Source organism: Runella defluvii (assembly GCF_014195535.1).
In the GTDB taxonomy this organism is placed as follows: domain Bacteria; phylum Bacteroidota; class Bacteroidia; order Cytophagales; family Spirosomataceae; genus Runella; species Runella defluvii.
On sequence record NZ_JACIBY010000003.1, the window covers coordinates 230,485 to 243,405 of the forward strand.

Here is a 12,921-nt window from a genome sequence, read left to right on the forward strand (position 1 = left end):
CAACAAGTAAATTAGTTGACTTTAGTTCTTTATACTGTAGGATGATGAAACTTGGCAGCCATGCCCTCCTGTCTCGGGGGTGGTGAGTTCAGGACAAACACGATATAATGCCGGCACTCTAGTCGACTGGGGTAGACCACCAAACTTTGTATCGCGGCTAACTGCACCGTGGGCGGTTCGAATCCCCCTCCTACAGCATTCATGTGAATGGTAAAACAATTACCCCTCACGACCCTAAGGATAGCTTGTTTAAATGATTCATTTCAACAAGTTATCCTTTTAAAATATAAAATGAAGTGTCCAATTGACACTTACTTAAAAGAAAAACTATTTGGTTTTTAGTTTGTTGATGAAGTGTAATTGCGACACGCAGGCTCAGCTTTGAGGCCTGTGTGTTTTTTTTGTGCCTATACCTAGTTATTCTCAAAAGAATGGTTTATTTGCCAACTTTTCGATTTTTAACTTGACATATGTTACTTCTCACTGTTTTTACTTCAGACGCCGTCGTTCTTGGCTTACTTTTTATCATTTTGGCGGGTGTTTTTTATACAGCTTCCTTAAAACACCCACTTTGGATAAAGTTTTACGCAATTTTTCCTCCTTTACTTCTTTGTTATTTCATCCCAGGAGTTTTAAATTCTTTTAAAATCATTTCAGGAGAGGAGTCTAAACTCTATTCAGTGGTTTCCCAATATTTTTTACCAGCGTGTCTGGTTTATTTTACCCTTGGAATGGACTTTAAAGCGGTAGTACGTTTAGGCCCTAAAGCACTTCTTGTGTTTTTGGCAGGCACTCTGGGAGTAATGCTTGGTGGTCCAATAGCAGTAGCGATTGTTAAAACCTTTGCTCCTGAAGTGGTTGGCGGCTCGGGCTCTGATGCTGTTTGGAGGGGGCTATCTACCATTGCGGGAAGTTGGATTGGGGGAGGGGCAAATCAAACGGCGTTAAAAGAAGTTTTTCAACCAAGTGATCGTCTTTTTTCGCAAGTGATTGCAGTAGATGTCATTGTGGCGGAAATTTGGATGGCCGTACTAATTTACGGCGCGGGAAAAGCAGCTAAAATTGATTATTATTTTAAAGCAGATGCTACTGCCATTGATGAATTAAAAACAAAGCTTGAACTAGAACAGAAAACATCTAAGCGAATACCAACACTCAATGATTTAATGATGATTGCCGCGGTTGGTTTTGGTGCTACGGCCCTTGCTCATTTTGTGGCAGATTTGGTTGCTCCATGGCTCAAACTTAATTATCCCTCTCTTGAGAAATTTAGCCTAACTTCATCATTTTTTTGGGTTGTTTCGGTCGTTACATTTTTGGGTATTTTGCTTTCTTTTACCCGATTGCGCCAACTCGAATTTGCGGGAGCCTCAAAAATTGGTAGTTTGTTCCTCTACGTACTTGTGGCAACCATTGGTATGAAAATGGATATTTTTGCCGTGGCCGAAAACCCTGGGTTATTTGTAGTAGGGATTCTATGGATGACCATACACGTAATGATTACCTTGTTGGTTGCCAAATGGTTAAGAGCGCCTTTCTTTTTTACAGCAGTAGGTTCACAAGCCAATGTAGGAGGTGCTGCTTCAGCACCGGTTGTTGCCGCGGCTTTCCATCCTTCGCTGGCATCGGTAGGTGTATTATTGGCAATATTGGGGTACGCATTGGGAACGTACGGAGGGTATTTGACTGGACTGATGATGCAATGGATAGCAGAATAAACTAGCGTTCGAGCAAAATTGCCCCTCTGAACTCGGAAATTGATTCACTATTCTGAATTTTGTATTGTAAAAGGTAAACATAGGATCCATTGGGGGCGGCGGCATCTTTAAATGTCCCGTTCCATTGGGGATCTTTACTTTGTTCAAAATAGACAGGATGCCCCCAGCGGTTATAAACTGTAAGGCTAACGATTTCACCCCCTACCATGATGGCTTTGAACGTGTCGTTGACTCCGTCGCTGTTGGGAGTAAAAATGTCTGGAACATAAAATCGGGGATTACATGGCCCTGAAACGGTAATGGTTCGGAATAGAGAACAGCCAAGTTGGTTGGTTACTTTCACGCGATAAATACCGTCGGGTTGTGGTTGTATCGACCGCGTTGTCTCTCCTGAATCCCATAAATAGGTCAAATCACTATCGTCGTTTTCAGCGGCAAAAAGCGGTTTTTCATTGCAAGTAGTAGCTTCTTTAGCGATATTAGGTAATGGGTGGTTTCGAACAATGATAGTGTCGCGGCCAGAACAAGGTCCTTGCGTCGCTGTTAAAATATATTGACCACTTTGAGACACCTTTGTTTCGATACCTGTGCTGCCGTTTGACCAACTGTAGTTAATGTTTCCCCCAGAAGCGTTGACGTTTGGACGTAAGGTAACAGCCTCGCCTTCACAAGTAAGTTTGTCAAGCCCTAAATCAATTTGTGGGGTTGGCAATACAGTAATGGTTCTGCTTGTAACACATCCGCCACCTAATGTACTCACCTTTACGGCGTATGTTCCAGGTTGGAAAATAGTTAACTGAGGGTTGGTTGTATTGGAAGAGGCCCAAAAATACGAATAGGTATTGGTGCCTAGTGCTCCTGCTTCTAATACCATCGAAGGAGATGCAAAACAAAGGGTTTCATTTGGTTTTAATTCAGGTGGTTTACCAACGACAACGGTAGTAGAAAATGATTTAGAACAAGCACCATTAGAAACAGTTATGGCATAGGTTCCTGTTTTTGCCACGTTGATTTTTGAAGTAGTCTCTCCTGTCGTCCATTTGTAAGAAACTGGGAGGTTGTTTGGAGTAATAGTTGGTGATAACTCTACGATATTTCCCTCACAGAATTCGTTGGTCGCGTTAAAAGCGACTTGAGGCAAACCGATTACACTCAAATTCAAGGTTCGGCTACTATCGCAGCCTAGGGCTGTTTTAAAGTTATCTTTATAAGTTCCGCTGGAGGAATACCCATCATAGATTTCACCTTGACAAATGGTTTTGTTAATCGTAGCGTCTTGTACTTTGGGGGGGACATTAACAACTTTTAGGGCGATTGAAGTACATCGATTAGCGTCTGTCGCGGTTACGGAGTAAACTCCACTTTCTTCAAAGGTGTTGGTTGCATTTGTGGGTGTTTTTCCGCCAGACCACCTATAAGAAGTGCCGCCACTTGCAGTTAAAACAGTACTTCCACATGATTTTGAGTCTTCGGTAATTTTAACAGGAAAGATAGGAGGTTGAAGCCCCCAAGTGATATTTGTGTAATCCTCGGGTGTATCTGAGAAAATGGTTAAACAAGTAAAAGTGCCAGGAAATAGTAATATGGAATAGCCCTCCAAACCACGAATAGTATATGAACTAGTATAATTCATTCCAATACCATTGTATACAACTACATATGGTTGATCTAAACGAAGACTAACAGGAGTGATTTGTTCGCCAGGTGTATTGGGGAAATCTCGACCAAGCGATGCAATTAGTAAAAGTGGATTTGTTACTGGTTCAGAGAAACACATGGTTGTTGTTCCGTCTGCACCAGCAGTCCACTCTGTTCTTGGAACAGTAGCGTTTGGGATTACAGTTACGCCACTGTACCCGCTAAAATTCTCAAACCCATATATTTTGTCAGTAGAACCAAACTCATAATTGGCGCTCATGGTGACGTTAACAGGGCGGCCATTCACTTGGATAGTGCCAGTTGCTTCCCTTCCTTTAAAGTTAGTCCAAGTTGCCCAAGAATAGTCTTGCTTACACTGGGAAAAACAGTGCAAATGAATAAAATACGTAAAAAATAAAACTAGTGTAAGCTTCCAGTACATCTTCAAACGGTTCATAATCAGCACAATTCAGAAAGGAATTAATTACGACTAGCCATAAAACAACTTCATAGTTTTTTTGATGAACAGAATATGTTCAGGTTCTTAGAGGAATATTTATGGATTATTGGCCGTAAAAATAGCTATTCTTACGACGCTTTGCATCCTCTGAAAGTAACATTTTATTTTACGGAAGCATTTACTAAGTACATTGTGTAATTAGTTTTTTGTATTTTATATTGTCTGCATTAACGTGTGAATAGTGCCGATTAAGCGTATTTCTGGCAGACTCGCTTGAAAATGGTTAATCTATGGTAATTTTCATATCCATTATTCAATTGAGTTTGTAGATAATATGAATCTATCTATTCCACTATGAACAATGTGTTGTTTCTGCATCTGTTTTTGATTGTTTTTCAAATCTAAATCACAAACCCGTCGAAACGAATATACCAAAATGGAAAGATTGGCTTGGGTTAATGGGGTCTTTGTCTAGTAAAAACGAATTCCGAAGCCCAATGCTGAGGGGTAAGATATTCAAAAAAGTATTGTCAAAAATAAGTTCAGCTCCTGCCGAACGGTAGGTAGTTTTGGTTTTCGCTATAAGTCGTTCGGTCATGGCGTAATCGTAAAAAAGATTGGCCCTTACTCGCTTAAAATACGTAATTCCGAACAAACCCGCGTCGGGGTAAAAAAGTGGTAAGTCATAATTGACCGCTAGGCTTGTCACTTGGTCGTTGGCAGGGGCGTTGTAGCCGCGTGGATAGACAAAGGTATCGGAGAATTGGTAAGAATTACTCAAGAGTTCTTTCTGGAAAGCTCCTCTGACTTGAATGGCGTGATTTTTACCAATGCCTGGAAGATACACCGCACTAGAAGCAACGGTTTTGGAATTGTCGTCCCTATTTAGGGTAGAAATGCTGGCCAATTGGAGAGCAAAACCAAGTCTTGGCCCAACGTTTTGGTAGGCCCTACGACGAACTGTGCTAAAGGTAAGCCCCACATTACTACTCAAAAACGAGTTGTCGGGCTTACTAGCTACGTTATCAATGGTAAAATTGGTCAAATTTCGCTGCGTGAGTGTGACATAAGGCATAAGCGACGTAGAGAAATTGCCTTTGAGCCAGCGAAGAGGAATCGCTACCTGGGCTGAAAGGTCAAGCTCGTTGAACTGCTGATTAACCACTTGGTTGTTGCGCAAAACGGCGGTACTACGTTGTCCATATTCCGTCATGAAGGTAAAATCAGGGTAAAAACGGGCAATTTTTAGCAAGGCATTAAACGAATTACTCCCCGCTTCGTTAAAGTTGGCACTTCCCCCAAAACTCAGTGAAACATCGTTCAGGAAATTATCGAATTGGACGCTTAAAGACGGATTGCTTGGCGATGGAATAATGTTCCAACTGTGCAACTTTAAGCCTTTGAACAACCCTCGGTAAGATTTTACGCCATATTCTTGAGTCGGTAGTTTTTCAAAAATTGAACCTCCTTCTTCAGGAAAATTAGAGGCTTTAAAAATGGGCAATTCAAAGGGTTCTTTCACCACAAATTCGGACGAGTTATTGGCCTCAAGTGATTGTTTTGAAATGACATAGCCCATGTTGGTAAACTCCGAAAAATAAAGCGTTTTGCCGTCTTTGCTTATTTCGGGCTCAAAAGCAGCTACGGGAACGGAGGTGACTTTTGAGATTTTTTTGCTCCCCGCTAAATCAGTACAATAAATATTATCGATGGTTGAAAAGGAGGCATTGAAATAGACTTTATCGTTGGAAATGACTGGCGATTCAATCGTATGGTACGTCCAAGGAGTTAAAAGTGTAATTCCTTTTTCATTGACGTTAATTTTGGCAAGTGCCAGTTGGCTTTGGTGTTTGGCAATGCTAACCAGTGCGTCCCCGTTTTCGGTCCATGCCAGCCGAGAAAAGAAATAATTGTCAGGGCTAGTGATGGTTTCTAATAGTTTTCCTGAAATGGCATCTAGCACGTGAATTTCGTTTTTCAGCATCGGAGATACATAGATCGCCGCAATTTTACGGCCATCGGGCGAGGCGATAGGAGAAAAATAGCGGGTTTTGTGGGTAAGTTGTCTTTTTTGTTGGGTTTGTAAATCAAATAGATAGATGTTGGTAAAATCCTGATAACCGCGACGCGGGTTGCGCGATAGTTCGGCCCATGCGACAGTGTTTCCGTTCAGGCTAAAGAAATCGTCGTTGTTATAGCCGATGGTTGTCAGTACTTTTTCTTTGCCGTTTTCGAGCTGGACAAGCTGGTCGGTTTGTTTGTAACTGCTTTTTCGAGCAACGAGAATGTCATTTTTCCAAGCCCGTGGATAACGGTAGTCAGTCACCGTTCGCTTGTTTTTTTGGGTGACGGCTTGCGTTGGAATCAACGCCGTAGCATCGAGGCGTTCTTGCCACGCTTGTTTATTTTCTTTCCAGGCAAGCTTGTACAAATTGGTAGAATTATAGCCAAGGTTACGTTTGAGTGCTCTCGAAAATGGATACACAATTCCTTTGTAGCGAGCAGCTTCGGCGTGGATTTTGGCCGTAATGTCGTTTCCTTTCAATTGACGAGCTTGGGTCAGCATCAAGTAGCCAAGTCGATAATGGTCTGGCACGAGACTGCGATAAGAACCATTCCGATTTTTTTGGTAGGAATAATTTACCCCGACGTTGGCCAACGAACGTTGCTCAAGGGTAAAAAAGCTGGTTCTTCCACGCCCGTTTTTACTAAGGGCGGTTTCAGAAATAACGGCATCTCCTTCGCTGTACCAGTTAGGAATACTCAAAGCACTCATCACAGCCCATAATCCTTGTCCCTGCAAAATTGAACCAAGTTTGGTAATACCTCGCCGAGCATTGAGGGTTTGAAGTACGTGACGGTATTCGTGGACAGACAACACATCCAGCCAATTTTGGCTTCCCAAAAGGAGATTGGATGCGGGAGGTGTACAAAAAAACTCAGACCGAAAGGGTGCTAGGGCTACGTATCCGTTGGGGTTAACGGTTTGGGTCTGCAAAACAATGTTAATGCGTCCTTTTTTGTCACCGATGGAACGACGGTTGTTAAGGTCTATAAAATTCACCACGTTAGCCACTCGCTGAGCTTGCGGTTCGATGCCTTTTGGAAAAATAATGTTGGCCGATGGCGAAGAAATGACTTGCCACTGCTGGCCTGTGATGTGTCCCCCAAATTGGTCTTGGGCAAACGAATACGTGCCCATTGTGCTAAGAAGGGCGGCGAAATAAAGTTTTCTGTACTGCATAAGAGCGGATGTTATTCTTCCTCTTTCTGTAATTGTCGGTATTGGTACGTATATAAAACGGCACTTGCGCCAAAGCAAATCACCATCAAGATACGCGGGAAGTTCCATTCTACATAAAAGCCTGCAAAAATGCTGACCAGGGTGGCAAAGCCCATGCCAATGGCTGCGATTTTAGACCATCTACGGCGTTTGTCTAATTCCATTTTTTAAGAAGTGAAGAAGTGTTGAAGTAAAAATGGTTGATTTCTCAAGGTTGGACAAATGCCCTGAATTTTTAATGACAAAGGTAGAAGAATTGGGAATTCGCTCGGCCATCACTTTCGCCATCCGATGAAACGTTTCCTCTTCTTTACTTCCTGTCAAAATAAGGGTTTGAGCTTGGATAATTGGAAGCAACTCAAGGGTATGAGGGGGGCCAAAGTACGGGTTGATGCGGGGATTGATGAGGTGGTCGCCGTGGTAGTCGGCGGTCATTTCACTTAGTCGAATCACTGCACGATCTTCGGCCGCGTACAAACGCGTGAAAGGCGAACGAAGCCAAAATTCTTGCTGCTCGTCGTGCCACCCTTGCTGAGAAATAATGCCAACGGCTTTGTGAAGCGACGCCGATAATTCGGGGGTATATTCCTCAAAACCATCAAGCTCGGTGTTAGCAGCAACGATTTTAAGGGCACGTTGAGGATAACGAGCCGCAAAATGAAGTGCAATGTTAGCACCCATTCCCGCCCCAACAAGGTGCGTTTGTGTGATACCCAATGAATCTAATAATGCCTTGAGGTCGTCGGTGGGGTCGTGGGGGTCGCGTGCGCGGGCTGATTGTCCAAACCCACGCACGTCGTATCGAATAACTCGGTATCGTTTATTTAATTTTGACCATTGGCTATCCCACTGTCGGTTGTCGAGGGCAAATCCATGGATCAAGACCACTGTTTCGCCTTTTCCCGCCGCTTCGTAATACAGCCGAGTGTCATTGACTGCCAATCTACCCGAGACGGTTTTAGATTGGGCAAGGGCAACTACGCTGCTACACAGCAGCCAACACAGCAAAGCCAACAAAGAATGTCGTGAATGATGGGTTGGATACATAATTGGCTAAGGCATATCGACTTAGTACATGTCATTGAAGTCTGTAATACCACCTGAGCGGTAATAGTCGTCTTCGTCGTTACGGCTTTGTTTGCCCAAACCTTTGTAAGTAAGTGCTTTTTTGAGAATGGAGATTTGACCCGCGTGGTACAAATCATGCTGTAAAATTCCGTGAAGCATGGTATAATAATCGTACTCGCGTCCTGGTACGATTTCCTCTAAAAATTCGTCATCTTCCCGCTTTTCAAGCTCCGCAATAAGCTCTTCTTGGCTCAAACTAAGTTCCATTTGGAGTGCTTCCCATTCAAACTCATCAAACATCGGGAACGTCTTCCAGTCGCGTGATTTTGTTACTTCATACTCACCGTCACCTTGTAATCGTTTGATGACAAAGATGCGCCAGGTGGTCATGTGATAAAGAAGTTCGGCGATACAATGGGTATTCGGCATGATTTTTTCGGCAGCCATTTCCCACGATACATCGCTCAATACTTCTACCACCGATGGCCCATGCCATGCTCCTTCACTTTCGTAGATTAGATTAAATTGGTCAATAATGCGTAATAACTCTTCTTTTGCGTCCATTGTGATGTTATAAGACAATCTTTGTTAAACTCCAAAGGTACTCAATTCTTGTTTTGTTCGGTAAACTTGCGACTGTTTTCGTAGAAAAACCAAAGTGAACGTGTACTTTTGCACCGTAGATTCTATTGGCAGCCTCGTTCATTTGTTCAAATTGACTCATTATCATGTCTCGTAATTTTCAAATTGGCTTGTTTGTTACCGTTACGGTAATCATCACATCATTCTCCTTTTATTTTTGGCAATTGGCCAAAACACCCAACTTTCAACAAGGGAAAGACAAAGACTTTGCCCTGTTGATTCCTGCGGGGGCTACCTACGAAACGGTGCTCGACTCGCTCAAAAAAAACGACGTAGTAAATGACCAGATGTCGTTTCGTTTTTTGGCTAAATTGCTCGATTTACCCGAAAAAGTAAAACCTGGACGGTATGTTCTAACCCGTAAAATGGGAAACTTAGAGGCCATCCAAAAACTTCGCAATGGCAGTCAAGATGCTGTTCGCTTGACCTTCAATAATATTCGACTTAAAGAGGATTTGGTGAAGCGAATTGGGGCAAAATTTGCGTTTGGAGCAGATACTTTAGGCCGATTGTTGAACGACCCTCTGGTATGCCAAAAGTACGGGTTTGATACCACAAACATCGTAAGCATGTTTTTGCCAAATACGTATGAGATATTTTGGACAACCAAAGTGGATAAGTTTTTGGGACGTATGCACGATGAGTATAACAAGTTTTGGACGCCCGAACGAATCGCTAAAGCCAAGGCTTTGGGTTATTCCAAAGCAGAAGTGTCGGTAATGGCCTCGATTGTGGACGCCGAAACCAACCGAACCGACGAAATGCCGCGCATTGCGGGTGTGTATCTCAACCGTATCAAACAAAGTATGCCTTTACAGGCTGACCCAACGGTGATTTTTGCGTGGCGTGATTTTAGCATTAAGCGGGTAACGAGTAAGTATTCGGCCCTCAATTCTCCTTACAATACGTACCGCGTTTTGGGATTGCCTCCAGGGCCAATCAACATCCCAAGCACGGATGCCATCAACGCCGTTTTGAACGCCGAACAGCATGATTACTTGTATTTCTGCGTAAAAATCGACCCTGATGGTAAATTATTGGGCTACCACGACTTTGCAGTTACGTACGAAGATCACCTCAAAAACGCAAAAATATACCAAGAGGCGCTTAATAAATTAAACATCAAATAATCACTGCCCATGTTTGTCTATGAGTACAAAGGCGTCCGTGTTCGTTACGCCGATACCGACCAAATGGGATACGTGTATTACGGTAATTATGGCCGTTTTTATGAAATTGGTCGGGTAGAAGCCTTGCGTAGTTTGGGTATGTCATACCGCGAGATGGAGGACAGTGGCATAATGATGCCCGTGTATGACAATTATTCGCGTTATCTCCAACCCGCTCGTTATGATGATGAACTTAGCATCAAAGTGACGATTCCAGAGTTACCAATGGCACGGATTGTCTTTGAGTACGAAATACGGAACCAGGAAGGCACATTGTTGAACACAGGAAAAACGACACTTTTGTTTTTAAGCCGAACGACCAACCGCCCAACGCGCGCTCCCAAAGAAATGATTGAGCGACTGCAAGGGTTTTACGAACCTAAATAGCATTACAAAAAAGGCAAGCCTCCGAATTGGTTTAACTCGGAGGCTTGCCTTTTTTAGTCTCACTCAGCAATGGAAACCGACCAAGTACGTTCAAACGTCTGGTTACTTTCTAGGCAAATAATTCCTTCTTTTTGCGTCAATTCTTGCGTAGAATCGACACTGTCAGCAATTCCACACCAAGGCTCAATGCACACAAAGTCGGCATCTTTGGCCGCCCAAATGCCCACGTAAGGAAAACCACGAAAGCCAAACGTAAATGAATTGCTACCTTTTACTGAGCTTAACGTAACGGCAGTAGAGTTGAGGTGTTTAAATACCAGTGCATCTTCGTAAAAAAGTGACTTGGTTAAAGCCAAGCTATTTGTTGTTGAAACCAACGTAGGTTGAGTTTCAATAAGTCCGTCAGGCGACAAAGGCCAACGCCATAATTCTTCTTCTGTATTAAAATTTAACGTATAGTCATCGTACGTTCTTTTCTTATCAAAAGGTACATGAAAAGCAGGGTGGCCTCCCACAGAAAACCACAATTGATTTGCGGCAGGATTATGAACCTGATACGTAACGTTTAATTGATTTTGCACAATTTCGTAGATAAGCCTCAATTCAAATTCAAACGGATAATTGGCCAAAGTGCTTTCATCTTGGGTAAGTAAAAAAGTGGCTTTATTTTCGGTTTGTTCTTCGACTAAAAAGACTTTATCCCTAGCAAATCCATGTCTAGGTAGTTGATAGTCAATTTTCTGGTAACGATAGGTATTGCCCTTTAAGCTTCCAACAATGGGGAATAAAACAGGTGAATGTTTGCCCCAAACAGCTTGTGCATTCCAGAGATAGTCTGATTGCGAGGGTACATGAAATAGTTGTTGAAGTTCTGCCCCTTTGGGATGAATCTGAACTTGGAGGTGGGTATTTTTAAGTTGTATCATTGCGTAGTTGAAGGTTTGTACAGGTAAAATAATGAGGCTTAGAGTGAGTGAATTGTGAACAAGTTTGCAAAAATTGACAATAAGGCATAGAAAAACAGTGTTTGCTAGAAATATAACTCAAAAAAGTTGGCGGAGAACAGTAAAATCCATAATTTCAGACTCTTACTCATGTTACAAAAACTCTATTTTAACTCTAGCCTTTTGATGGACTCACGTGCGCAATTTCAGTTGTCGTTACTTGGCGATAAAACTGCTCTCCTAAAAATAGGCAAACGTACGCGCATTCTTCTATTGTCATTGGTTGTTGTTGTCATCATAACGGGCGTATTCTTCTCGCAAACACTGGGATTGTTTTTATTTGGCTTAGGTTTTCTTAACTACATCTTGCTGTTGAGTTTTAGGGTAAGTAACAACTTTTTTCGTCGAACAAAAAAAAGCATAACAGCTTCGATGTTAGTGGAAGAATGGCCGAAGTTTTCGATTCTAGTACCCCTAAAAAACGAAGACGAAGTAATCCACGCGACTCTGCAAGCCATTGAAAATTTAGATTATCCCAGCGACCAAAAAGAGGTGTTGATTGTTGTGGAAGATACCGATGTGGTTACCCAACGCAGCCTGGCTCAAATTGATTTGCCATTTTCTTTTCGGATTATTCACATACCTGAGCTTCCTCCTTTTACCAAAGGGCGGGCATTGTTGTACGCACTTAGCGAGGCTACGGGTACGTATATCACGGTGTATGATGCCGAAAGTAGGCCAGAGCCTAGTCAATTGAAAGTAGCTGCCACTGCTCTTTTACAGGCTAAGAAAGAAACATGTTTTCAGTCGAAAATTCGTATTTCAAACGCAGGGACAAACTGGCTCACCCGAAACTTTGCGGGTGAATATTTCGAGTGGTACGAACGGCATTTGAGTGAGTTATCGGCGCAAGGTTTACCCTTTGGACTCGGGGGAAATTCGTTTTTTGTCTCCAAAAAAGCCCTTGAAGAGGCAGGTGCATGGGATCCTTTCAACGTGACTGAAGATGCCGACCTGAGTGTGCGGCTATCAGAGAATGGAGTTAAACTCCAAATCCTCGATTCTGTCACGACCGAAACCTGTCCAGATACGCCCAAAGGTTGGATAAACCAGCGTACGCGTTGGAACAAAGGGCTGTTTATTACGCAATTGGTGCATTTGGGGCGTACGTTTATGAGTGATAGCTGGCGGGGAGAAGCATGGATAAGTTTTTGGTTGCCCATGATTTCGGCGGCACTGGTGCCTTTCTTTAATCTATATATTCCCGTTTATATGACGTGGGGCAATCTTTCCCTTTGGAATGTCTATATCATGAGCGTGGCGCTTTGGGGATTGTTTTCGCTCAATCTAGTTTTCACCTGTGCCATAAATTACCTGACCTACCGACGCATGGGCATTGAAGTTTCGCCGCTGCGTATTTTAAAGGATTGGTTTTTGTACTTAATTCTTCATATAGCATCGGGGGTGAAGGCGTATGCTGAGTACTTCATTTCTCCCTTGTATTGGCACAAAACCGAACACCTTGAAGATGAAAAATCCAGCCCGATACGCTCAGAAAAGGAAATCTTTACAACGTATTGAATTTTACTCTATTGTTAATTAATAAATCCCC

The 12,921-nt window shown here is 42.8% G+C and carries 10 protein-coding genes; 4 read left to right on the forward strand and 6 right to left on the reverse strand.

The window, feature by feature from the left end; translation table 11 throughout:
* Positions 1-470: 470 nt before the first annotated feature.
* The gene (locus FHS57_RS08575) at positions 471-1,718 is read left to right on the forward strand and encodes a DUF819 family protein (RefSeq protein ID WP_183972538.1); all 1,248 of its coding nucleotides are present in this window, start codon (positions 471-473) and stop codon (positions 1,716-1,718) included.
* Position 1,719: 1 nt separating this feature from the next.
* On the opposite strand, the gene FHS57_RS08580 is transcribed toward FHS57_RS08575, so the two are convergent.
* From FHS57_RS08580 to FHS57_RS08600, 5 genes are all read right to left on the reverse strand, one after another.
* Entirely contained in the window at positions 1,720-3,351 is a 1,632-nt protein-coding gene (locus tag FHS57_RS08580; RefSeq protein WP_183972540.1) for a T9SS type B sorting domain-containing protein, read from the reverse strand.
* Between the two features lie 871 nt (positions 3,352-4,222).
* Positions 4,223-7,060, reverse strand: a complete 2,838-nt coding sequence (locus FHS57_RS08585) for a TolB-like translocation protein (RefSeq protein WP_183972542.1) — start codon at positions 7,058-7,060, stop codon at positions 4,223-4,225.
* An 11-nt stretch (positions 7,061-7,071) separates the two neighbouring features.
* Entirely contained in the window at positions 7,072-7,263 is a 192-nt protein-coding gene (locus tag FHS57_RS08590; RefSeq protein ID WP_183972544.1) for a hypothetical protein, read from the reverse strand.
* Positions 7,241-8,146: an alpha/beta fold hydrolase gene (locus FHS57_RS08595; RefSeq protein ID WP_183972546.1), complete on the reverse strand. Its 906-nt coding sequence runs from the start codon at positions 8,144-8,146 to the stop codon at positions 7,241-7,243. Before FHS57_RS08595 ends, FHS57_RS08590 begins: the two co-directional genes overlap by 23 nt.
* 21 nt (positions 8,147-8,167) lie before the next feature.
* Entirely contained in the window at positions 8,168-8,731 is a 564-nt protein-coding gene (locus FHS57_RS08600; RefSeq protein ID WP_028523170.1) for a DinB family protein, read from the reverse strand.
* Between the two features lie 164 nt (positions 8,732-8,895).
* Between FHS57_RS08600 and mltG the strand changes: the two genes are divergently transcribed.
* The gene (gene mltG / locus FHS57_RS08605) at positions 8,896-9,939 is read left to right on the forward strand and encodes an endolytic transglycosylase MltG (protein ID WP_183972548.1); all 1,044 of its coding nucleotides are present in this window, start codon (positions 8,896-8,898) and stop codon (positions 9,937-9,939) included.
* A 9-nt stretch (positions 9,940-9,948) separates the two neighbouring features.
* Positions 9,949-10,365, forward strand: a complete 417-nt coding sequence (locus tag FHS57_RS08610) for an acyl-CoA thioesterase (protein WP_183972550.1) — start codon at positions 9,949-9,951, stop codon at positions 10,363-10,365.
* 59 nt (positions 10,366-10,424) lie between these two features.
* Here the strand turns inward: FHS57_RS08610 and FHS57_RS08615 are convergent, their stop codons facing one another.
* Positions 10,425-11,291, reverse strand: coding sequence for an aldose 1-epimerase family protein (locus FHS57_RS08615; protein ID WP_183972552.1), 867 nt, complete (start codon positions 11,289-11,291; stop codon positions 10,425-10,427).
* A 168-nt stretch (positions 11,292-11,459) separates the two neighbouring features.
* Between FHS57_RS08615 and FHS57_RS08620 the strand changes: the two genes are divergently transcribed.
* Positions 11,460-12,890 (forward strand): glycosyltransferase, encoded by a 1,431-nt coding sequence (locus FHS57_RS08620; RefSeq protein WP_183972554.1) that lies wholly within the window; start codon positions 11,460-11,462, stop codon positions 12,888-12,890.
* Positions 12,891-12,921: the final 31 nt, after the last annotated feature.